20 protein-coding genes are annotated in these 23,057 nt (G+C 55.0%); 8 read left to right on the forward strand and 12 right to left on the reverse strand.

Annotation, left to right across the window (positions count from 1 at the left end):
• Positions 1–9: 9 nt before the first annotated feature.
• Positions 10–780, reverse strand: coding sequence for an esterase (gene ybfF / locus ACFK9X_RS07855; protein ID WP_000773246.1), 771 nt, complete (start codon positions 778–780; stop codon positions 10–12).
• Between the two features lie 184 nt (positions 781–964).
• On the opposite strand from ybfF, the gene seqA reads away from it, so the two are divergent.
• Positions 965–1,507: a replication initiation negative regulator SeqA gene (gene seqA / locus ACFK9X_RS07860; protein ID WP_000848395.1), complete on the forward strand. Its 543-nt coding sequence runs from the start codon at positions 965–967 to the stop codon at positions 1,505–1,507.
• A 24-nt stretch (positions 1,508–1,531) separates the two neighbouring features.
• Positions 1,532–3,172: a phosphoglucomutase (alpha-D-glucose-1,6-bisphosphate-dependent) gene (gene pgm, locus ACFK9X_RS07865; protein ID WP_000974387.1), complete on the forward strand. Its 1,641-nt coding sequence runs from the start codon at positions 1,532–1,534 to the stop codon at positions 3,170–3,172.
• 114 nt (positions 3,173–3,286) lie between these two features.
• Here pgm and ACFK9X_RS07870 read toward each other — a convergent pair whose 3' ends face one another.
• The 10 genes from ACFK9X_RS07870 to kdpF form a co-directional block, all read right to left on the reverse strand.
• Positions 3,287–3,772: a pyridoxamine 5'-phosphate oxidase family protein gene (locus tag ACFK9X_RS07870; protein ID WP_000070053.1), complete on the reverse strand. Its 486-nt coding sequence runs from the start codon at positions 3,770–3,772 to the stop codon at positions 3,287–3,289.
• A gap of 64 nt (positions 3,773–3,836) precedes the next feature.
• Complete coding sequence (gene potE / locus ACFK9X_RS07875) at positions 3,837–5,156, reverse strand: putrescine-ornithine antiporter (RefSeq protein ID WP_000042658.1); 1,320 nt, start codon at positions 5,154–5,156, stop codon at positions 3,837–3,839.
• Positions 5,153–7,351, reverse strand: a complete 2,199-nt coding sequence (gene speF, locus ACFK9X_RS07880; RefSeq protein WP_151116065.1) for an ornithine decarboxylase SpeF — start codon at positions 7,349–7,351, stop codon at positions 5,153–5,155. Before speF ends, potE begins: the two co-directional genes overlap by 4 nt.
• Positions 7,352–7,729: 378 nt before the next feature.
• A complete protein-coding gene (speFL, locus tag ACFK9X_RS07885; RefSeq protein WP_015632840.1) occupies positions 7,730–7,834 on the reverse strand; it encodes a leader peptide SpeFL in 105 nt (34 codons plus the stop codon).
• 277 nt (positions 7,835–8,111) lie between these two features.
• Complete coding sequence (kdpE, locus tag ACFK9X_RS07890; protein WP_001623149.1) at positions 8,112–8,789, reverse strand: two-component system response regulator KdpE; 678 nt, start codon at positions 8,787–8,789, stop codon at positions 8,112–8,114.
• The gene (gene kdpD, locus ACFK9X_RS07895; protein ID WP_151116067.1) at positions 8,786–11,470 is read right to left on the reverse strand and encodes a two-component system sensor histidine kinase KdpD; all 2,685 of its coding nucleotides are present in this window, start codon (positions 11,468–11,470) and stop codon (positions 8,786–8,788) included. Before kdpD ends, kdpE begins: the two co-directional genes overlap by 4 nt.
• Positions 11,467–12,051 (reverse strand): potassium-transporting ATPase subunit KdpC, encoded by a 585-nt coding sequence (gene kdpC, locus ACFK9X_RS07900; protein ID WP_001518103.1) that lies wholly within the window; start codon positions 12,049–12,051, stop codon positions 11,467–11,469. Before kdpC ends, kdpD begins: the two co-directional genes overlap by 4 nt.
• An 8-nt stretch (positions 12,052–12,059) precedes the next feature.
• Positions 12,060–14,108 carry a potassium-transporting ATPase subunit KdpB gene (gene kdpB, locus ACFK9X_RS07905; protein ID WP_151116069.1) on the reverse strand — a complete coding sequence of 683 codons (2,049 nt, stop codon included), beginning with the start codon at positions 14,106–14,108 and terminating at the stop codon, positions 12,060–12,062.
• 20 nt (positions 14,109–14,128) lie between these two features.
• On the reverse strand, positions 14,129–15,808 hold the full coding sequence (gene kdpA / locus ACFK9X_RS07910) for a potassium-transporting ATPase subunit KdpA (protein ID WP_151116071.1): 1,680 nt from the start codon (positions 15,806–15,808) through the stop codon (positions 14,129–14,131).
• Entirely contained in the window at positions 15,808–15,897 is a 90-nt protein-coding gene (gene kdpF, locus ACFK9X_RS07915) for a K(+)-transporting ATPase subunit F (RefSeq protein WP_001670793.1), read from the reverse strand. The genes kdpA and kdpF overlap by 1 nt, the downstream gene beginning before the upstream one ends.
• A 336-nt stretch (positions 15,898–16,233) precedes the next feature.
• Between kdpF and ACFK9X_RS07920 the strand changes: the two genes are divergently transcribed.
• Together ACFK9X_RS07920 and phrB are read left to right on the forward strand one after the other, a co-directional pair.
• Positions 16,234–16,440 carry a YbfA family protein gene (locus ACFK9X_RS07920; protein WP_000401437.1) on the forward strand — a complete coding sequence of 69 codons (207 nt, stop codon included), beginning with the start codon at positions 16,234–16,236 and terminating at the stop codon, positions 16,438–16,440.
• Positions 16,441–16,550: 110 nt separating this feature from the next.
• A complete protein-coding gene (phrB, locus tag ACFK9X_RS07925; protein WP_151116073.1) occupies positions 16,551–17,972 on the forward strand; it encodes a deoxyribodipyrimidine photo-lyase in 1,422 nt (473 codons plus the stop codon).
• A gap of 38 nt (positions 17,973–18,010) precedes the next feature.
• On the opposite strand, the gene ACFK9X_RS07930 is transcribed toward phrB, so the two are convergent.
• On the reverse strand, positions 18,011–19,492 hold the full coding sequence (locus ACFK9X_RS07930; protein ID WP_001041123.1) for an MFS transporter: 1,482 nt from the start codon (positions 19,490–19,492) through the stop codon (positions 18,011–18,013).
• Positions 19,493–19,820: 328 nt separating this feature from the next.
• Here ACFK9X_RS07930 and ybgI point away from each other — a divergent pair, with 328 nt between their 5' ends.
• The 4 genes from ybgI to pxpA are packed head-to-tail and all read left to right on the forward strand — an operon-like array spanning position 19,821 to position 22,886.
• Entirely contained in the window at positions 19,821–20,564 is a 744-nt protein-coding gene (gene ybgI, locus ACFK9X_RS07935) for a radiation resistance protein YbgI (RefSeq protein WP_000798844.1), read from the forward strand.
• Positions 20,565–20,579: 15 nt separating this feature from the next.
• Complete coding sequence (pxpB, locus tag ACFK9X_RS07940; RefSeq protein WP_151116075.1) at positions 20,580–21,236, forward strand: 5-oxoprolinase subunit PxpB; 657 nt, start codon at positions 20,580–20,582, stop codon at positions 21,234–21,236.
• Positions 21,230–22,162: a 5-oxoprolinase subunit PxpC gene (gene pxpC / locus ACFK9X_RS07945; protein ID WP_000932043.1), complete on the forward strand. Its 933-nt coding sequence runs from the start codon at positions 21,230–21,232 to the stop codon at positions 22,160–22,162. The genes pxpB and pxpC overlap by 7 nt, the downstream gene beginning before the upstream one ends.
• Positions 22,152–22,886, forward strand: a complete 735-nt coding sequence (gene pxpA / locus ACFK9X_RS07950) for a 5-oxoprolinase subunit PxpA (protein WP_151116077.1) — start codon at positions 22,152–22,154, stop codon at positions 22,884–22,886. Before pxpC ends, pxpA begins: the two co-directional genes overlap by 11 nt.
• Positions 22,887–23,057 lie beyond the last annotated feature (171 nt).

Raw genomic sequence — 23,057 nt, forward strand, 5'->3', positions numbered from 1 at the left:
TTTAATCAGTTAGCGTTTATCGTGCAGATAACGGCGGATGGCGCGCAGAACCGCCTCTGGTTTTTCGGCATGTACCCAGTGGCCCGCGCCGGCGATCACATGCGCGCGCGCCAAAGGGAATTGTGCCAGTAGCGTGTCGCGGTACGCTTCGGTCACGTACGGCGAGTTACCGCCTGGAATAAACAGCGCCGGATGTTCCCAGGGCGGAATGGTTTCCCAGCCGACGATATGCGGATACTGCTCCCATAATACCGGAACATTAAAACGCCATTCGCCTTCAGCCCAGGATTTTAACAGAAACTGGATCACGCCTTCTTCGTTGAGGTGTTGGCGCATAATCCCTGCCGCCTGTTGGCGGGATGTCGCGTCGGATTCGCTGACGGCATTAATGGCCGCGAAAATGCGATCGTGGCGGCGAACGTGATAATCCACGGGGGCGATATCAATCGCGACCAGACGATCGATGCGATCGGGCGCCAGCGCCGTCAGCGCCATTACCGCTTTTCCGCCCATGGAATGACCAATAAACGTCGCTTTTTCAATCTGCTGCGCGTCAAGCGTATCCAGAAGATCCTGGGCCATTGCCGGATAATCCATGACCGGATCGCGCGGCGATAAACCATGATTGCGCATATCGACCTGAATAATGTCGTGATCGGTCACCAGATCGCGCGCCAGTACGCCGAGGTTGTCCAGGCTGCCAAACAGACCATGAACGAGAACGATGGGGGAATTATTGTGCAGGTTTTGTGCAGATTGCGCTCGGATGTTTAATTTCATGGCAAAGTTCTTTTTTTCGCTCTGTCGGGTTAGGGTATTATGTTGACCATTTTGCCACTGGGCTGCAACCTCTAAGGTTTACTCCGAGTTTTTTTGTCAGCCGGGCTTAACGCTATCCGCTGTTGGGATTTGTTCCTATAATCCCAATGACTTGTATTCAGCAAAGACATCGCACTGGATTAAGATGAAAACGATTGAAGTTGATGATGAACTCTATAGCTATATTGCCAGCCACACCAAGCATATCGGCGAGAGCGCATCCGACATTTTACGGCGTATGTTGAAGTTTTCCGCCACGACACAGCCAACGGCTTCAGCGGTGAAGGGGACGCCTGCGGCGCAACCCGTTGCCGAAGCGAAACCAGTTAACCCGGTAAAAGACAAAGTTCGCGCGATGCGTGAGCTGTTGTTGTCTGACGAATATGCCGAGCAGAAAAAAGCGGTCAACCGCTTTATGCTGATTCTGACTACACTCTATTCACTGGATCACCACGCGTTTGCGGAGGCGACGGAGTCGTTGCATGGCCGCACGCGCGTCTATTTTGCGGCGGATGAACAAACGCTGCTGAAAAATGGGAATCAAACTAAACCTAAGCACGTTCCCGGCACGCCGTACTGGGTGATCACCAACACCAACACCGGCCGTAAATGCAGCATGATCGAACACATCATGCAGTCAATGCAATTCCCGGCGGAATTGATTGAAAAGGTTTGCGGAACAATTTAATCCTTGCATTAGAAGGACCAGGCAATGGCAATCCACAACCGCGCAGGACAACCCGCGCAACAGAGTGATTTGATTAACGTCGCCCAACTGACGGCGCAGTATTATGTACTGAAACCGGAGGCAGGGAATGCAGAACATGCCGTGAAATTTGGCACTTCCGGCCATCGCGGCAGCGCAGGTCGTCACAGTTTCAACGAACCGCATATTCTGGCGATCGCCCAGGCGATTGCTGAAGAGCGGGCGAAAAATGGCATTACCGGCCCCTGCTATGTGGGGAAAGACACCCATGCGCTCTCGGAACCGGCCTTCATTTCCGTGCTGGAAGTGCTGGCGGCAAACGGCGTAGACGTTATCGTGCAGGAAAATAATGGCTTTACGCCAACGCCTGCCGTGTCAAATGCTATCCTGGTCCATAACAAAAAAGGCGGCCCGCTGGCTGATGGTATTGTCATTACGCCGTCGCACAACCCGCCGGAAGATGGCGGTATTAAATATAATCCGCCCAATGGCGGCCCGGCGGATACCAACGTCACTAAAGTGGTAGAAGATCGCGCCAATGCGCTGCTGGCGGGCGGCCTGCAAGGCGTTAAGCGCATCTCTCTGGATGCGGCAATGGCCTCGGGCCACGTTAAAGCGGTAGATCTGGTACAGCCGTTTGTCGAAGGGCTGGCGGATATCGTTGATATGGCGGCGATTCAGAAAGCCGGTCTGACGCTGGGTGTCGATCCGCTGGGCGGCTCCGGTATTGAATACTGGAAACGTATCGCTGAGCATTACAAACTTAACCTGACGTTAGTTAACGATCAGGTTGATCAAACCTTCCGCTTTATGCACCTTGATAAAGACGGCGCGATCCGTATGGATTGCTCCTCCGAATGTGCGATGGCGGGTTTGCTGGCGCTGCGTGACAAGTTTGACCTGGCCTTCGCCAACGACCCGGACTACGACCGTCATGGCATCGTGACGCCTGCAGGGCTGATGAACCCGAACCATTATCTGGCGGTCGCCATTAACTATCTGTTCCAGCATCGTCCGCTGTGGGGCAAAGACGTGGCTGTCGGTAAAACGCTGGTCTCTTCCGCGATGATTGACCGCGTGGTGAATGACTTGGGACGCAAGCTGGTGGAAGTGCCGGTAGGCTTCAAATGGTTTGTTGACGGTTTGTTCGACGGCAGCTTTGGTTTCGGCGGGGAAGAGAGCGCGGGCGCTTCGTTCCTGCGTTTCGACGGTACGCCGTGGTCTACCGATAAAGACGGTATCATCATGTGCCTGCTGGCGGCGGAAATCACCGCCGTTACCGGGAAAAACCCGCAAGAGCATTACAATGAACTGGCAGCGCGTTTTGGCGCGCCGAGCTATAACCGTCTGCAGGCGAGCGCGACCTCCGCGCAGAAAGCGGCATTGTCTAAACTGTCTCCGGAAATGGTCAGCGCCAGCACGCTGGCAGGCGACCCGATCACCGCGCGTCTTACCGCAGCGCCGGGTAATGGCGCATCGATTGGCGGCCTGAAGGTAATGACCGATAACGGCTGGTTCGCCGCGCGTCCATCCGGTACGGAAGACGCTTACAAGATCTATTGCGAAAGCTTCCTGGGGGAAGAACATCGCAAGCAGATTGAGAAAGAAGCCGTTGAAATCGTTAGCGAAGTATTGAAAAACGCCTGATGGGCGATATGGAAGAAAAAGGAGCCGTAAGGCTCCTTTTTTATATTAACGGCGCTGCGCTTATCAGGCCTGTAAACCGCCTCCAGGCCGGATAAGGCGCTTGTGCTATCTGACTTATTCGCTCTGAGTCGCCAGATGTCGGCGGCAGGTGAGGGCGTCGCATTCGATACGCACCACGCAAACCGCTTTCATCATATCTTCCCGATAACTGAAGGTTTTTCCCGGATCGGTCTGGCGCATAATGACGTCCAGGCCGTGGCGCATCTCCTCGCGCGTTTGCAATATCGATGCCAGTCCGGTGGCGAAAACGCTGGTGTAGGCGTAGCTATAATCACAGGGGTCATCGGCACGTAGTAATGCATGGTCGCCGTCCATTTCAATGCATACTGCCGGGTTCTTACGTAACAGACGCATCTTTTTCCCGGTGCGTGCGCCGTGAAAATAAAATATCCAGCGTCCGTTCTGATACTCGTAGCCAAAATTTACGGGGACAACATACGGACAGAGATTGTCGTTAAACCCTATCCGACACACTTCGTGTTTACTGAGAATAGCCAGTATTTCTGCTATATCAGTGACTTCCCGTTCTGGATTACTCATTTCTATTATCTTATTCAAAGAGTGAAAATGCCCGGACTACCGTTACCGCAGCCCGGGCGCGCCATCAGCCGTGTTTATTTTTCAATTCAAAACGCGGTGAGACCAGGCCGTATAACGTCCAGCCGAGGAAGGTCACAATTGAGCCGTACAGCATGGCTTCTTCACCGGAGGAATAGAGCGCGTAGAAGCTATACATGGCGCCAACGAAGGCCACGAAGTTAGCGACTTTCGCTTTTGATGACGGCACATTCGCCATTTTCTGAATGATAACCAGCGCGGCCATCGACAGAATATACGGAATAATGTTCGTCACCACCGCCAGGTTAACCAGGACGTTAAACTGACTATTCAGCGACGGGCTAATGGTCATCAGCGACAGGCCAGTCTGAATAATCACAATAATCAACATCCCCTGAACCGGCGCGTCGACTTTCGTTACACGAGAGAAGACTTTCGGGAAATAGCCTTCGTCAGCGGAGGATTTAAAGACCTGAGCGATAGTGAACTGCCAGCCCAGCAGCGAGCCGCAGCAGGACATTACCATCAGCGCCATGATCACTTTACCTACCGCAGGCGTGAACATCTGTGCAAACGCCAGACCAAACGGCGCCGTGGAGTTCGCCAGATCCATGTTCGGCACAATCCCGGCAATCACGTTAGTCGAAACGATATAGATGACCGCCGCGCCCAGCGTACCGCCCAGTACCGCGATGGGGACGTTCTTTTCCGGATTCTCGACCACGTCTGCGTTGGCGCAGGCGGATTCCAGTCCAAGAAATGCCCACAACGTCATGGCGATGGAAGAACCGACCGCGCTAAAGAACGGAACATGGTGCGGGTTCCATGACGCTACGTACATGCTGGGGCTAAACCAGAACCAGCCAATGATGCACAGGCCGACAACCGGAATGATGACGCCCCAAACGGTAACGCTACTGATCTGTCCGGTAATACGCGCGCCGCCAAAGTTTGCGATGGTACAAACCCACAATACGGCGATAGTCGCCAGACCGATCTGGAGCGGCGTCAGCGCGGCGCCGAACAGTTCGGTACCATAGCCGACAGCGGAGATGGCGATAGCCACGTTGGCGATCAGCAGCGAGACGCCGTAGGTATAGTTCGCCATAAAGTTGCCGGATTTACCGAAGGCATATTCGGCGTAACCGCCCATGCCGCCGGATTTACGGCTAAACATACCGCATTTCGCAAACGCCCAGGCCAGTGCCATCGAGCCGACGGCAGTGACCAGCCAGGAGATAATGGATATCGTGCCGACTTCAGACAGTTTGGTCGGTAGCATGATGATCCCGGAGCCCATCATGTTGACCATAGTCAGAATTGTGAGCTGCACGACACCCATTTTATTGGATTTAGGTTTACTCATAATTTTTCCTCCTTCAGCAGGGAGCGCTGCGCGTCACGAGGTTTAATGACGTAGCACCAGACCTGCTTACGGCCGTCGTGTTCTTCGATATAAACGCCCTGCAGTTCAGGCGCAAAGCCCGGCAGCAGGTTGATCCCTTCTTCCAGGGCGCTGAAGTAACGCAGGACAGAACCGCCCCAGATTTCACCCGGAACTACACACAGCACTCCCGGCGGGTAAGGCAGAGCGCCTTCAGCCGCGATACGACCTTCCGCTTCCGGCAGGCGAACCAGTTCGACCTCGCCGCGCAGATAGGCATAGTTGGCCTCTTGCGGATTCATACTGACTTTCGGGAAATGCGATTTACGGAACATCTCTTTTTGCAGCTGTTTCACGTTGTGCCGCGCATAGAGATCGTGCATCTCCTGGCAAAGCTGACGCAGGGTATAGCCGGCATAACGCTCTTCATGCTGTTTGTAGATGGACGGTAATACTTCCGCTAACGGCGCATCAGCTTCCAGCAGTTTTTCGAAACGAGCCAGCAGGGCGACAAGCTGTTGTAACTTCGCCATGTCTTCTGCCGGCGTCAGCAGGAACAGAATGGAGTTGAGGTCGCATTTTTCCGGCACAACGCCGTTCTCGCGCAGGAAGTTGGCGAGGATCGTGGCAGGAACGCCAAAGTCTTCATATTCGCCGCTCGCTGCATTAATGCCCGGTGTGGTGAGCAGCAGTTTGCAAGGGTCGACAAAGTACTGATGTTCGGCATAGCCTTCAAACGCATGCCAGTGTTCTCCCGGAACGAAGTGGAAGAAGCGCAGATCGCTGGCGATCTCTGACGTCGGGTATGACTGCCACGGCTTACCATCAATCAGTTCCGGTACGAACGGACGGATGTGATGACAGTTTTCGAGGATCAATTTACGGGCATCGATGCCGTTAACCACGCAATCCATCCACATATTGCGACCGCTGACGCCTTCGTGCATTTTGGCGTTAACGTCCAGCGCAGCGAACAGCGGATAGAACGGGCTGGTGGAGGCGTGCATCATAAAGGCGTTGTTCATGCGCTTATGCGGAACGTAGCGCGATTGCCCTTTGATATGGCTATCTTTTTTATGGATCTGCGAGGTCTGGGAGAAACCGGCTTGTTGTTTATGAACGGACTGCGTCACCAGAATACCCGGATCGTTTTCGTTCAGTTCCAGCAGCAGCGGCGAACAATCGGCCATCATCGGAATAAATTGTTCATAGCCGACCCAGGCGGAGTCAAACAGGATGTAGTCGCACAGATGACCAATTTTATCGACGACCTGACGGGCGTTATAAATGGTACCGTCGTAGGTGCCTAACTGGATGACGGCCAGACGGAATGGACGTGCTTCGCGGGCACGCTGCGGCGCGACTTCGCTAATCAGCTCGCGCAGGTAATCTTCTTCGAAGCAGTGAGCGTCGATCCCGCCGATAAAACCATACGGGTTACGCGCGGTTTCCAGATAAACTGGCGTTGCGCCCGCCTGCAATAATGCGCCGTGGTGGTTAGATTTGTGGTTGTTACGGTCAAACAGTACCAGATCGCCCGGCGTTAACAGCGCGTTGAGGACGACTTTGTTAGAGGAGGAGGTCCCGTTCAGCACAAAGTAGGTCTTATCGGCGTTAAAGACTTTCGCCGCATGTTGCTGCGCAATGCAAGGCGCGCCTTCGTGAATCAGCAGATCGCCCATCGCCACGTCCGCGTTGCATAGGTCGGAGCGGAAGAGCGTTTCGCCAAAGTATTCCACGAACTGATTACCGGCAGGATGACGGCGGAAGAATTCGCCGCCCTGATGCCCCGGGCAGTCAAATGCGCTGTTGCCCTGGTTGACATAATCCACCAGCGCCCGGAAAAACGGCGGACGTAACTGCGTTTCGTAGTGGCTTGCTGCGGTTTCCAACTGGCGACCATAGAAGGCAGTACGGGATTCATTATATTCGAATACACCAGAGATACGCGGCAAATACTCAGACGGTACGCGCCCTTCGTCATGAGTCGCGACAAACACGGGAATACCGTAACCCGTTGCGTCGATTTCATCGAGTTTTCCGTGTTCAATGTCGTCGATGGATAACACGATGGCAGCCACGTCGATGAAACGACTCTCATCAACATTTACAATATTACGGTGTGTAGAAAAACAATCCGGGCAATGACGGCTAACGGCAATTTTTAATTCTGACATTTTTCATCTCTTTATTTCAGGTAATAGCAGGCCCTCAATTTCTCGCATGAGAAACTGATTCTTCCGGAAAAAATCAAAGCTATCCCGCTGATAAAAAATCAGTAAATTAGCTTTATTTTAGATGTAATAAATCCCAACCCGTCCGGTTGCAGGAAATTCAGGATTTAAGGAGTTGAGTACTACGATATACAGGCAGAAACCGCGATAACTAAAATTGCGCTGAGTCGGAATTTCTTCTGTCAAACCATATAGTTATCTGGCTTGGTGTAAAAGAATTACCGTACTGTCGCTTTTAACAATTCGAGTTATTTAGGCAATAGACCTGAATGACATAAGGGTCGGAAAGACCTGTATGCTGAAGTACCCGTAGCAGAAAAACTACCGGGCATTAAAGAAATGAAAGTCGAAACTATTACGGTGGGCAAACATCATAATATGCGTTGTCCGCCTTATATGGGGCATAAAACGATTATTATTTTCCATTTTGAGGTCCTTTCATTGATTTATTGAAAGCATGGATATTTTATCCAGGAAGCGCCAGCAATCTGTGAACCAGATCAACAAAAAACGATCATTTGAAAAATAATTAGTCGGCGATTATGCATATCGTGCTGTGAAATAACGGATTGTTTCTTAAATGTTAATTATATGTTTTTTATATCCTCTATAAAATATAATATCGCCGCGAAAATAATTATTCGCGACGCCGAAAATAAATGACATAAAAATTAGAAGTTATTTAAAAATAATGAATAGCTATTCACGGCATAAAGCGATAGCCAATTCCGGTTTCGGTAATAAAATGGCGTGGGCGGGTGGGATCTTGTTCCAGTTTCTGGCGTAAATGTCCCATATAGATGCGCAAATAGTGGCTATGCTCCACGGCGTTAGGCCCCCAGACCTGGTTTAATAACTGCCGTTGGGTTAATACTTTGCCGGTATTATTGAGTAATACCGCCAGCAGGCGGAACTCAATCGGCGTCAGATGGATTTCTTCGTCGCCACGGTGGATCAACCGTGCGGCGAGATCGACCGTCACGCCGGAAAAACGGACGATCGGATCGGCGCTAGGGCTGGCGGCGTGCCGTCGCAGCGCGACACGCAAACGCGCCTGCAACTCGCCAATGCCGAATGGCTTGCTCAGGTAATCATCAGCTCCGGCGTCAAGCGCGGCAATCTTATCGCTTTCTTCGCTGCGGGCGGAAAGGACAATCACCGGTATTGCGCTCCACTGACGCAGGTCGCGAATGAAATCGATTCCGTCGCCGTCCGGCAGGCCGAGATCGAGAATAATCAGATCGGGCTTTCGCGTGGCGGCTTCCAGTAAACCACGTTGTAATGTTTCAGCTTCATACACGCGCAGGCCGTCGCCTTCCAGCGCGGTGCGCAGAAAGCGGCGGATGGCCTGTTCATCTTCAACAATCAGAACGTTTGTCACATATCCTCATGAAAATCGTCAAGTTCAGGTGGTTTTCCTTGCGGCAGCGTCACACGGAAACAGGCGCCGCCCTGCGGTCGATTATAGGCGGTAAGCGTGCCGCCGTGTACCTCTACGATAGCATGGCAAATCGCCAGCCCCAGCCCCACGCCGGGGACGGCGGACTCTTTGTTGCCGCGGGCGAACTTATCGAAAATCTTCTGTTCTTGCCCCGCAGGAATACCCGGCCCGTTATCCCAGACATCCAGTTGTAAACGATCGTCCTTAACCGCAGCATCAATGCCGATACTGGCCTGCGGCCCGGCGTACTTAACGGCGTTTTCCAGCAAGTTGATCAGGACGCGCTCAAATAAAGGGCCATCGACATGGATAAGCGTTAACTGTTGCGGCAGCGACAATGTAATCGGATGCAATAAACCCGGCTCTAACATCTGTAACGCGCTACCGACGACCTCTTCCAGCGTCAGCCACTCTTTTTTAAGATTAAACCCGCCGGACTGAATACGCGCCATATCCAGCAAATTATTCACCAGCCGGGTGGTGTTGAGAATATGCTGGCGGATTTCACTGGCCTGACGCGCGTGGGGCGATCCTGCGCTGGCTAAATCCAGCGTCAAAATTTCCGCCTGGCCGAACAATACCGTCAGCGGCGTGCGTAAATCATGCGACAGCGCCGCCAGCAGAGCGTTGCGAATACTTTCGCGCTCGCTGGCGAGACGCGCCTGTTCTTCGCTGGCGGTCAGCGTCAGTCGTTCCAGCGCGTTGGCGACAAGCAGAGTAAATGTTTCCAGCAGGCGTTGCTGCTCCGGCACCATTAACTGACGCAAATTACCCGGTTCGACGATAGCCAGACCGTACGTTTTATCGGCGCTTTTCAGCGGCAGGATTTGATAAGGCACGCCAGGGAGGGTATCGGTGCCTGCGCCGGCAGGCTGGCCTTTATCAAAACTCCAGCGCGCAATTGCGTCGTCCCACGGCGTCATGCCTTGCTGGTGGGTGAGAGGCAGCAACTTACCGTTAGTATCAGGTAATAAAATTTGGCTGCGCGCCTGAAACGTCGAGGCGATAAACCGCTCGCTGGTCGCGGCGATATCATGTTCGCTACGCCCGACGGTCAGCGCTTTAGACATTTCATATAAATGACGGGTACGCTGTTCCCGATAACGGGCGACGCGCGCCTGATAGCGCACCCCGGCAGTAAGATTGCCAATCACCAGACCAACCGTCAGCATCACGGCAAAGGTCAGCAAATACTGCACGTCCGAAACGGCGAGCGTACCGCGTGGCGCGATAAAAAAGAGATCGAAACTCGCCACGTTAATCACCGTCGCCACCACCGACGGCCAGCGTCCGTAAAGCAGCGCAATCACCACTACGCCCAGCAAATAGAGCATCACCAGATTGGCGGCGTCAAAGGTGACAAGCCACTGCATAGCGATAAGCGTGGTGATGGCGCAAAGCGCTACGGCGACCAGACAGCCCTGAATCTGCCCACGCCATTTCTCTTTAAAAGGTCGGTTATCAGGCGTTTGCGCCAACGCGCGGGCAGGCGGCTCTTCCAGCGCGACGATCACCTGATCGAGATCCGGCGCGCGCCTGGCAAGACGGTCGGCGAAAGCGTCACGTCGCCACCAGCGTCGCGACGCCGGGCGGCCCATGACGATTTTCCCCAGATTATGTTCGCGGGCATAGCGCACGACCGCTTTCTCTTCGGCGGGATCGGACAGGGTGGCGGTTTCCGCGCCAAGCTCCTGCGCCAGGCGCAGCGCGCTTAAAATGGCCCGTCGTTGCTTTTCCGGTAAGCGGTGTAACGTTGGCGTTTCGACATAGACGGCGTGCCAGACGCTGCCGAGCCGGGAGGCCAGACGCGCCGCGGTACGCACCAGTTTTTCGCTGCCGGTGTTATGCCCGATACACAGTAAAATAGCATCGCGGGTATGCCATACTTTTTCTTCGCCCGGATGCGCGCGCCAGGCGCGCATCTGATCGTCCACGCGATCGGCTGTCCGGCGTAGCGCCAGCTCGCGGAGGGCGATCAGATTGCCCTTGCGGAAAAAATGTTCAATAGCGCGTTCCGCCTGGCCGGCGATATACACTTTACCTTCGTTGAGCCGTTGGCGCAGATCGTCGGGCGGCAGATCGACCAGTACGACTTCATCAGCGGCATCAAAAAAGGGATCGGGGACGGTTTCGCGCACCTGAATCCCCGTGACGCCGCTCACCACATCGTTCAGACTTTCCAGATGTTGTACGTTCACGGTGGTGAAAACGTCGATTCCCGCTTCCAGCAGCTCTTCAATATCCTGCCAGCGCTTAGGATGGCGTGAGCCAGGCGCGTTACTGTGCGCCAGCTCATCCATTAAAATCAGCGCCGGACGCCGGGCGAGGGCGGCATCCAGGTCAAATTCGCGAATTTGCCGCCCCCGGTGCGAGTGACGTTTTGGCGGCAGAATGGTCAGCCCGTCAAGTAGCGCGGCGGTCTCTTTACGGCCATGCGTCTCTACCACGCCGATCACCACATCCAGTCCCTGCGCTCGCAGCCGCTGCGCTTGCGCCAGCATCGCCCAGGTTTTTCCGACGCCTGCGCAGGCGCCGAAGAAAATTTTCAACTTCCCCCGGTGGGGCGGGGGCGTTTGTTCCAACAAGCGATCCGGATCAGGACGCAAGGGTTCGTCGTTCATTTAGCTCTGTGTCCCTGTAGCGCATCCAGCGCCAGATTAAGCTCAACAATATTCACCACCGGTTGCCCAAGAAAGCGCGCCAGCGGCCTGTGCGTATATTCTGCAACCAGTTGCGCGACCTGTTCAACGGGAAGCTGGCGAGCCGCCGCCACGCGGGGGATTTGCCATGCCGCGGCGCCGGGCGTCAGATTATTATCCAGCCCGCTTGCCGAGGCCGTCGCCAGCTCAACCGGAACCGCGGAACTCGCCTGGGGGTTAGCGGCGCGTAGCGCGGCGACGCGGGACTGTATTTGCGCATCCAGTTCGGGATTGCTGGCGGCCAGGTTGCTTCCGCCCGACGCCAGTGGATTATAAGGCGTATCGGCGGTGGCGGAGGGCCGGCCATGAAAATAACCCGCGGCGGTAAACGATTGTCCGATAAGCGCTGAGCCGCGTATCACATTGTCTTTATGAATCAGCGAGCCATTAGCCTGCCAGGGAAACCACCACTGCCCCAACGCCGTGGTCAGAAGCGGATACACGCCACCGGTCAATAACAGCAGAAATAACATTGTCGAAAAAGCAGGACGTAAACCGATCATCATACACCTCATGCCAGACCCAGCAGGGTCAGCAGCACATCAATCACTTTGATGCCAATAAACGGCACCACCAGACCACCCAGACCATAGATCCATAAATTACGGCGCAGCATGGCCGATGCGGAAAGCGGCTTATAACTCACGCCTTTTAATGCCAGCGGGATCAGAAAAATGATAATCAGGGCGTTAAAGATCACCGCGCTCAGAATGGCGGAGTTCGGCGAATGCAGCCCCATCACGTTGAGCGCGTTTAGCTGCGGATAGGTAGCGGCAAACGCGGCGGGAATAATGGCGAAATATTTCGCTACATCATTCGCGATACTGAAAGTGGTGAGCGAGCCGCGCGTCATCAGCATCTGCTTACCGATATGCACCACTTCAATCAACTTGGTCGGGTTAGAGTACAGATCCACCATATTACCGGCTTCTTTCGCCGCCTGGGTGCCGGAGTTCATCGCCACCGCGACGTCAGCCTGCGCCAGCGCCGGGGCATCGTTAGTGCCGTCGCCGGTCATGGCGACCAGCCGTCCTTCCGCCTGATATTGGCGGATCAGCGCCAGCTTGGCTTCCGGCGTGGCTTCGGCAAGAAAATCGTCCACACCGGCCTCGGCGGCAATCGCTGCCGCCGTCAGGCGGTTATCGCCAGTGATCATCACCGTTTTAATGCCCATCTTTCGTAGCTGGGCGAAACGTTCTTTAATGCCGCCTTTAACGATATCCTTGAGGGCGATAACACCCAGTACGCGCGCGCCTTCCACTACCACCAGCGGCGTCGCGCCCAGACGCGCCACGTTCTCGACGTTTTGCTCGACATCGGCGGGAAAATGGCCGCCATTGCTCTCGACATGACGCCGAATCGCGTCCACCGAGCCTTTACGGATCATCCGGTTATCGATATTAATCCCGCTCATGCGGCTTTGCGCGGTAAACGGAACAAAGGTGGCATGAAGCGACTGCACATCGCGTTCACGCAGGTTAAAGCGCTGTTTGGCGAGGATCACAATGCTGCGGCCTTCCGGCGTTTCGTCGGCCAGCGAAGCGAGCTGCGCGGCGTCAGCCAGCGTGCGTTCGTCCACCCCTCGGGCGGGAATAAAATCGGACGCCTGGCGGTTGCCGAGCGTGATAGTGCCGGTTTTATCCAGCAGCAGCACGTCGACATCGCCCGCGGCTTCTACGGCGCGGCCGCTGGTGGCGATGACGTTCGCGCCCAACATTCGGCTCATTCCGGCTACGCCAATGGCGGAGAGTAGCCCGCCGATGGTGGTGGGGATCAGGCACACCAGCAACGCCACCAACACGGTGACGCTGACCGCGTTACCGCCCCAGGCGGAGAAGGGCCACAGGGTGGCGGTCGCCAGTAAAAAGACAATGGTCAGGGCGATGAGCAAAATCGTCAGGGCAATCTCGTTAGGCGTTTTCCGCCGCTGCGCGCCTTCCACCATCGCGATCATCCGGTCAAGAAAGGTTTCGCCAGGATTGACGCTACAGGCAATCACCAGCCAGTCGGAAAGAATTCGCGTGCCGCCGGTGACAGAGGCGAAATCGCCGCCGGACTCGCGGATCACGGGCGCGGATTCGCCGGTAATCGCACTTTCATCCACCGAGGCGCCGCCTTCGATGACCTCGCCGTCGCAGGGAATAATATCGCCCGCTTTGACTAGGACAATGTCGCCTTTCCGCAGTTCAGCGGCGGGCACGTTATCGGCCTGCGCATCATGGCGCGGGGCGCGCAGACGGCGAGCGAACGCGGTCTTTTTCACCCCTTTCAGACTGTTTGCCTGGGCTTTGCTGCGGCCTTCCGCCAGCGCTTCGGCAAAATTGGCGAACAGTACGGTGAACCATAACCACAGGCTGATCACCCCTGTAAACAAGGCGCTTCCCGCTATTTGTCCTGTTACCATAGCGAGCGTTAACAGAGTGGTTAGCACGCTGCCGGCCCAGACCACAAACATCACCGGGTTACGCCACTGGGCGCGTGGGCTTAATTTTTTTACGGCATCCGTTAGCGCCTGTACGAGTAAAACAGGTTCAAACAGCGCCAGTTGCTTGCGACTCATATCAATGTACTCCACATCGCTCAAGGTAAAGAGAAATGTTCCGCTACCGGGCCAAGCGCCAGGGCAGGAATAAACGTCAGCGCGCCGACCAGCAGTACCGTGCCGATGAGCAGGCCAATAAATAGCGCGCCGTGTGTCGCCAGCGTTCCCTGACTGGCCGGCTGTACTTTTTTACTGACCAGCGATCCGGCGATGGCCATGACAGGAATAATCACGCCGAAACGGCCGACGAACATGCAGAACGCCAGCAAACAGTTCCAGAAAGGCGAGTTAGCGCTCAGACCCGCAAAGGCGCTACCGTTGTTGTTGGCGGCAGAGGAGACGGCATATAGCACTTCGCTAAAACCGTGCGGGCCAGGGTTCAGCATTGCGCTGCGTCCGGCATCCGTCATCATCGCCAGCGCCGAACCCAACAAGACCAGCATCGGCGTGACCAGAATCGCCAGCGCGGTCATTTTCATTTCGCGCACGTCGATTTTTTTCCCCAGATATTCCGGCGTGCGACCGATCATCAGCCCCGCGATAAACACCGCCAGCAGGACAAACAGCAACATGCCGTACAGGCCTGAACCGACGCCTCCAAAGACCACTTCGCCAATTTGCATCAGCCACATCGGCACCATACCGCCCAGAGCGGTAAACGAGTCGTGCATGGCATTTACCGCCCCGCAGGACGCCGCGGTCGTGACGACGGCAAACAGGCTGCTGGCCAGCACGCCAAAGCGTGTTTCTTTACCCTCCATGTTGACGCTACTGTCCGCGCCCGCCGCCAACAGATGTGGATTTCCCTGAACTTCCGCCCACATCACTACCGCTACGCAGACCACAAAAATGAATGACATTGCCCACAGTAGCGCGCGTCCCTGACGGCGATCGCCCGCCGCTTCGCCAAAGGCGAAACAGAGCGCGGCTGGAATCAAAAATATCGCCAGCATCTGCGCCAGATTAGTGAGCGCGGTAGGGTTTTCGAACGGATGCGAAGAGTTGGCGTTAAAGAAACCGCCGCCGTTGGTGCCAAGCATTTTGATCGCCTCCTGCGAAGCAACCGGACCCATCGGCAAAAGTTGTTTAGCGCCTTCAAGGGTGGTGATGGGCTGATAAGCCGACAGGTTTTGCGGTACGCCTTGTTGGATAAAAAACAGCGCGATAATTAACGCGACAGGAAATAATATCCATAGCGTAATGCGTACCAGATCCTGCCAGGCATTACCCAGCATGTGCACATTCTGGCGCGTAAAGGCGCGGATAAGCGCAAAAACCACCGCAATCCCGGTCGCCGCCGACAGGAAATTTTGCACCGTCAGCCCGGCTATCTGGCTAAAGTAGCTCAGCGTGCTTTCGCCGCTGTAGGCTTGCCAGTTGGTATTGGTGACGAAGCTGACGGCGGTATTCAGCGCCAGATCCCAGGACAGCCCCGGTAGCCGCTGCGGATTTAAGGGCAGCCACTCCTGCCAGAACAGCAGGCAAAACAGGATGCCCAGTCCCAGCAGATTGAGCGTCAGTAGCGCCAGTAAATACTGACGCCAGTTCATTTCGTGGTCGGTAATGCCAAGAGTCCGCCAGAGGATACGCTCAACGCCAGCCACGCCCGGCAACGGAACGGCGGCGATGAGCCTTGCCAGGCCCGAACCCAATGGTTTCGCCAGTACCAATAAAATCAGTAAAAAACTGGCGATCAGTAAAAATCCTTGCGCGGCCATCAGAACGCCTCCGCATTAATCAGGGCATAGACCAGATAACCTAAAAGTAAGAAAACCAGCACGATGCCAGTTATCACGCCTGCACTCACAGAGCACCTCCAGTGGCATTGTTTTACTCCTGAGAAAGGTAATTTTTTGGCTGCAAAGATTTCGCAAAAATTGGCGGGCGGAGTGTAAAAAAAGTATAAAAATGGCAAAGACCATTATTTAACTAATGGTTAGTATTAATTTAACCTTTTTGTAACCAATTTACGCTTTGAATGTAAATCTGCTGGAAAAGCGTGAAAATAAGTGGTCGGATGAGTAGTAAAATTACACCGAAAGCGGTACTATTTTAATCAGGTAACGAGGTTCAATTTTTCGGTGCTATTCACCGATTCAATCTATACCGGGGCGGGTAGCGTCGGTATAAAGGGGGGAAACGTATGGAACACTATAAAGACTATCCGGCGCATGTCATTTTTGTCCGTCGTGCTTTCGCGGTGATCGCAGGCGTGCTGGCGCTGCCGGTGATGCTCTTCTGGAAAGACCGCGCGCGTTTTTATAGTTATCTGCACCGTGTCTGGTCGAAAACCAGTGATAAACCGGTATGGATGGCGCAGGCTGAAAAAGCCACCTGCGACTTTTATTAATCGCGACCAGCCTGAAAAACCGTCAGCCGCCACGCTGGCGGTTTTTTTATGCGCCAGGGTCTACACTGTTTAACGCTATTCGCCGTGACGTTTCATCTTTCAGGAGTTGTATGCCCACCCATTTAGTCTGGTTCAGGCGCGATCTGCGTTTACAGGATAACCTTGCGCTGGCCGCCGCCTGCCGCGATGCATCCGCGCGGGTGCTGGCGCTTTATATTTCCACCCCCGCGCAGTGGCAGGCCCATGATATGGCGCCGCGGCAGGCGGCATTCATCAGCGCGCAGCTCAATGCGCTACAGACGGCCCTTGCAGAGAAAGGCATTCCGCTGCTGTTTCATGAAGTGGCGGATTTTAACGCCAGTATTGAAACGGTCAAAAACGTTTGCCGACAGCATGACGTCAGCCATCTGTTTTATAACTATCAGTATGAGTTTAACGAGCGTCAGCGTGATGCGGCGGTGGAAAAAACGCTGCCCTCTGTCATCTGCGAAGGCTTTGACGATAGCGTGATTCTGGCGCCCGGCGCGGTGATGACCGGCAATCATGAAATGTATAAAGTTTTTACGCCGTTTAAAAATGCCTGGTTGAAACGGCTAAAAGAAGATATCCCGCCGTGCGTTCCGGCCCCGAAGATCCGGGTGAGCGGCGCGCTTTCTACACCCTTAACGCCAGTCTCGCTTAACTACCCGCAACAGGCGTTTGACGCCGCGCTTTTCCCGGTGGAAGAAAACGCGGTCATCGCGCAGCTACGTCAGTTTTGCGCGCAGGGCGCAGACGAGTACGCGTTACGGCGCGATTTCCCTGCGGTTGACGGCGCCAGTCGGCTTTCCGCCAGCCTGGCGACGGGCGGCCTGTCGCCGCGACAGTGCCTGCACCGATTACTGGCGGAGCAGCCGCAGGCGCTGGACGGCGGGCCGGGAAGCGTCTGGTTGAATGAGCTCATCTGGCGGGAATTTTACCGTCATTTAATGACCTGGTATCCGGCATTATGCAAACACCAGCCGTTTATCCGCTGGACAAAACGCGTCGCGTGGCAGGAAAACCCGCACTATTTTCAGGCATGGCAGAAAGGCGAAACCGGTTATCCCATTGTCGATGCGGCGATGCGCCAGCTTAACGCGACGGGCTGGATGCATAACCGTTTACGCATGATTACCGCCAGCTTTCTGGTAAAAGATCTGTTGATTGACTGGCGGTTGGGGGAGCGCTATTTCATGTCGCAGCTTATTGACGGCGATCTTGCCGCCAATAATGGCGGCTGGCAGTGGGCCGCCTCAACCGGTACTGACGCCGCGCCTTATTTTCGTATTTTTAATCCCACGACTCAGGGAGAGAGGTTCGATCGCGACGGCGAATTTATCCGCCAGTGGCTACCGGCATTACGCGATATCCCTGGAAAAGCGATTCACGAGCCGTGGCGGTGGGCGGAAAAAGCGGGAGTCGTGCTTGATTATCCTCGGCCTATTGTGGAGCACAAACAGGCGAGAATCGCAACGCTTTCCGCCTATGAGGCGGCGAGAAAAGGGGCGTGATACAGGCCCGGTAGCGCAAACTACCGGGCCTTCTGCTATCAGGATTCGACGGCCAGCGCGCGGCTTTTGAATTTGAAGGACTGATACAGCCAAATCAGCAGGACAACCCCTACGCAGGCTAACGCGCCCCAGGTGATCTGTTCAAAAACATCCACATAGGCGTTGATGGCGTAATTAACCGCGCCGCTGGCGTCGAAGGCGCTTTGCGAGGTCTGGTCAGCGATGACGCCTGCCAGATAGTTAGCTATCGCGCCGGACAGCAGCATATAAATTCCGGTTAATACGCCGGTGACGCCGGGGATATCAATGCGCGTAATTTGCGACATGGCGACCGGGTCGATAAACAGCTCGGCAAAGCCCATCACCGCCAGTCCCAGCACCATTAGCGGCATTGAAGAGTGTCCGTAAGCGGCGGACCAGCGTGCGCTCAGGGTCAGAATACAGAATCCGGCGCTCATCAGACCGAGACCCAGCGCGAATTTGCCCCAGATACGCACGGTGCGATTACCGCTTACGCTCTCTTTAACCAGCCAGGCCAGGACGACCCCACACAGCATCACGGCAAAGGCGTTCACCGACTGGAACATGGCGGTAGGAACGGAATAGCCCAGAATATCGCGGTTCACAAAGCGGTCGATATACAGGCTGATAGAACTGCCGCCCTGCTGGGCAAACGCCCAGAACAGCATACTGAACAGGGTCAGGGTGACAATCAGCCCCAGTTCTTTGCGCTGTTTGGCCGTTTGCGCCTGACGATAAATTTTTGCCAGCACGACCAGGCCGATCGCGGTCGCCACGATTAAGGCATAGACAGACCATTCTTTCCAGAACAGAACGGTAATCAGCAACGGCGCCGCTACCAGCAAAATTAACAGCCAGCCCCAGTTCGGCAGCAGGTAGTTTCTGGCGCACAACACGGCTTTATTAACGCCGGTGGTGTGGGTGAAATGACGATTTCCACACAGGAAGATCACTAACCCCGCAAGCATACCAATGGCAGCGAGCGCAAAGCCCATCGCCCAACTGTACTCCTCTTGCACATAGCCGCAGGCGATAGGCGCCACGATCGAACCAATATTGCCCGCTGCGTAAAGCAGCGAGAACCCGCCGTCGCGGCGCGGATCTTCCGGCTGGTACAGTTCGCCTAGCAGGCAGCTAATATTCGATTTAAACAGGCCGTAGCCGCAGACAATGATCGCCAGCGACAGATAAAGGAATGTCGGCGCGATCTCACTGGCGCCCAGCACTAAATGACCTATAGCCATTAAAAATGCGCCCAGCATGACTGCCATTCGGTTGCCAAGCACCTTATCCGCCAGATAGCCGCCAAGAATCGGCGTTACGTAGACCAGCGAACAATAAGCGCTGAATAACTCATAGGCGTGGTTATCGTCGTATTTTAGCTGATTGGTGAGATAAAGAATCAGTAGGGCGCGCATACCATAAAAGCTGAAGTACTCCCAAATTTGCAGGGCGACAACGTAGTAAATAGCGCGGGGTTGAGATGCTTGTTTATTCATCGTATTTCCGGGATAGAGGCACTGCGGCAAGAAAGCGGGCATCTCAGATAATGCCTTTCTTTGTGGGCTTATTAAGCCTGCCGCATCGCCGTGTTTCCTTAAAGTTACCAACATGATATAGAACTGATTTTTTCTGCAATATGCGTTCTGATTGCATAAATATACATGAAGCCGATCGTGTTTTGCTAAGTAATTTGCGCCAAACCCGGGGGTGATTGTTTCTTGATGTGTCAAACAAATGTTTATCGACGAATGGCTAACGGGAGGCTATGTTAACGGAGGCTGAACCCGTAACGGGAAAGTAGAACGTGGGTTAAAGGGAGCGATGATGAAAAACACCGAGCTGGAACAACTGATTAACGACAAGCTGAACAGTGCGGCAATAAGCGATTATGCGCCGAATGGTTTACAGGTCGAAGGAAAAGAGACGGTACAGAAAATCGTTACCGGCGTGACCGCAAGTCAGGCGCTGCTCGATGAGGCGGTGCGTTTGCAGGCCGATGCGGTCATTGTTCATCATGGTTACTTCTGGAAAGGCGAGTCTCCGGTTATTCGCGGCATGAAACGCCGTCGCTTAAAAACGTTACTGGCAAATGATATTAACCTTTACGGTTGGCATCTGCCGCTGGATGCGCACCCTGAGCTGGGCAACAATGCGCAGTTGGCGGCGCTATTGGGCATTACCGTGAAAGGAGAAATTGAGCCGCTGGTGCCGTGGGGAGAGCTCTCAATGCCGGTGCCGGGGCTGGAACTGGCCTCATGGATTGAAGCGCGTCTGGGGCGTAAACCGCTATGGTGCGGCGATACCGGGCCAGAGAATGTGCAGCGTGTCGCCTGGTGTACCGGCGGCGGGCAAAGTTTTATTGATAGCGCCGCCCGCTTCGGCGTGGATGCTTTCATTACCGGCGAGGTGTCTGAACAGACCATTCATTCCGCGCGCGAACAGGGGCTGCATTTTTATGCCGCCGGGCACCATGCCACTGAACGCGGCGGTATTCGCGCCCTGAGCGAATGGTTGAACGAAAACACGGCGTTGGATGTGACGTTTATTGATATCCCTAACCCGGCATAACTGAGAGGTAATAAAGTGCAGCGAGCGCGTTGTTATCTGTTAGGCGAAACGGCGGTCGTCCTGGAACTTGAACCGCCGATTACGCTGGCGAGCCAGAAACGCATCTGGCGTCTGACGCAGCGTCTGGTCGATATGCCGAACGTGGTGGAAGCCATTCCCGGGATGAACAATATCACCGTGATCTTGCGGGAACCGCAAACCCTGGCGCTGGATGCAATTGAGCGTCTGCAGCGCTGGTGGGAAGAGAGCGAGGCGCTGGAGCCGGACTCGCGTTCGGTTGAGATCCCGGTGATCTATGGCGGCGCAGGCGGGCCGGATCTGGCGGCGGTGGCACGGCACAGCGGTTTGAGTGAAAAGCAGGTCGTGGAGCTACATGCCTCCGTTGAGTATGTCGTCTGGTTTTTAGGCTTTCAGTCTGGCTTTCCCTATCTTGGGAATTTACCAGAACCGCTCCATATGCCCAGACGTGCGGAGCCGCGCCTGCAGGTTCCGGCCGGTTCTGTCGGCATCGGCGGCGCGCAGACGGGTATTTATCCATTATCCACGCCGGGCGGCTGGCAGCTGATCGGCCTCACGCCGTTGAAGTTATTCGATCCGATGCGGGAGCCTCCGGTTCTGCTACGCCCTGGCGATAGAGTACGCTTTGTGCCGCAAAAGGAGGGAATATGCTGAATATTATTCGCGCGGGGATTTATACCTCCGTGCAGGATAGCGGGCGTCACGGCTTTCGTCAGTCGGGGCTGAGTCACTGCGGTGCGCTGGATAAACCCGCCTTTCAGACCGCTAATCTCCTGGTCGGGAACGATGCGAATGCCCCGGCGCTGGAAATCACTCTCGGTCAACTGGTTGTCGAATTTGAAAATGAGACCTGGTTCGCTCTTACCGGCGCAGGCTGCGAGGCGCAGTTGGATGATCAACCGGTCTGGACCGGCTGGCGATTGCCGGTAAAAGCGGGTCAGCGTCTTACGCTGCATCGACCGCTTCACGGGATGCGTAGCTATCTGGCGGTGGCGGGCGGTATTGCTGTGCCGGAGGTGATGGGATCGTGTAGTACCGATCTGAAGTCCGGCATCGGTGGGCTGGAAGGACGGCTGCTAAAAGATGGCGATCGGCTGGCGACGGGTAAACCATCGCGACAGTTTAGCGGGCCGCAGGGCGTGAAGCAGTTACTGTGGGGGAATCGCATCCGTGCGCTACCGGGGCCGGAATACCGTGAGTTCGATCGCGCCTCGCAAGAAGCGTTCTGGCGTTCGCCATGGCAGCTCAGTCCGCAAAGTAATCGCATGGGCTATCGTTTGCAGGGACAATCGTTAACGCGGACAACGGATCGCGAACTGCTGTCGCACGGTTTGCTGCCCGGTGTCGTGCAGGTGCCTTACAACGGCCAACCTATTGTGCTAATGAATGATGCCCAGACAACTGGCGGCTATCCGCGCATTGCCTGCATCATCGAGGCAGATATGTACCATCTGGCGCAGATCCCGCTAGGACAACCGATCCATTTTGTGCAATGTTCGCTGGAAGAGGCGCTCAACGCGCGCCATGAGCGTCAGCGCTATCTGGAACAGCTTACCTGGCGGCTTCAGCATGAACATTGATTTAAATGCGGATGTGGGCGAAGGTTGCGCCAGCGACAGCGAATTATTAACGCTGGTCTCCTCCGCCAATATCGCCTGTGGTTTTCACGCCGGTGATGCGCAAACCATGCTGACCTGTGTGCGCGAGGCGCTGAAAAACGGCGTGGCGATCGGCGCGCATCCCAGCTTTCCGGATCGGGATAATTTTGGGCGGACGGCGATGGTTTTGCCGCCGGAAACGGTATACGCCCAGACGCTGTACCAAATCGGCGCGCTGGGGGCGATTGTCCAGGCGCAAGGCGGCGTGATGCGCCATGTCAAACCGCACGGTATGCTCTATAACCAGGCGGCGAAAGATCCTCATCTGGCACAGGCGATTGCGAAAGCGGTACACGACTATGATCCGTCACTGATACTGGTTGGACTGGCGGGAGGTGAGCTGATCCGGGCCGGTGAGCGCCATCGCCTGGTGACGCGGCAGGAGGTGTTTGCCGATCGCGGCTATCAGGCCGACGGTAGCCTGGTGCCGCGCATGCAACCTGGCGCGCTGATTCACGACGAAGAGCAGGCGCTGGCGCAAACGCTGGATATGGTACAAGCCGGGAGAGTGAAAAGCGTTACTGGCGTGTGGACGACTGTCACGGCGCAAACGGTGTGCATTCATGGCGACGGCGAGTATGCGCTTGCATTCGCTCGCAGGTTACGCGCCGCGTTCAATGCGCGTAATATACACGTTATTGCCTGAGAGCCCGACGATTGAAGCTATTATATTACGGCTGCTAAAAATTATCGTGTTCTGTTCTCTTAATGTCAGGAAGAGGGATTTATTCAATACTATATAAATCCCCTTATAATATATTATTTTAAAAATAACCAAGTGATGCTGTAATAGCCAGTATGATGAGCTTATTGCTGT

This window comes from Salmonella sp. WC3 (assembly GCF_042932255.1).
In the GTDB taxonomy this organism is placed as follows: Bacteria; Pseudomonadota; Gammaproteobacteria; order Enterobacterales; family Enterobacteriaceae; genus Salmonella; species Salmonella enterica.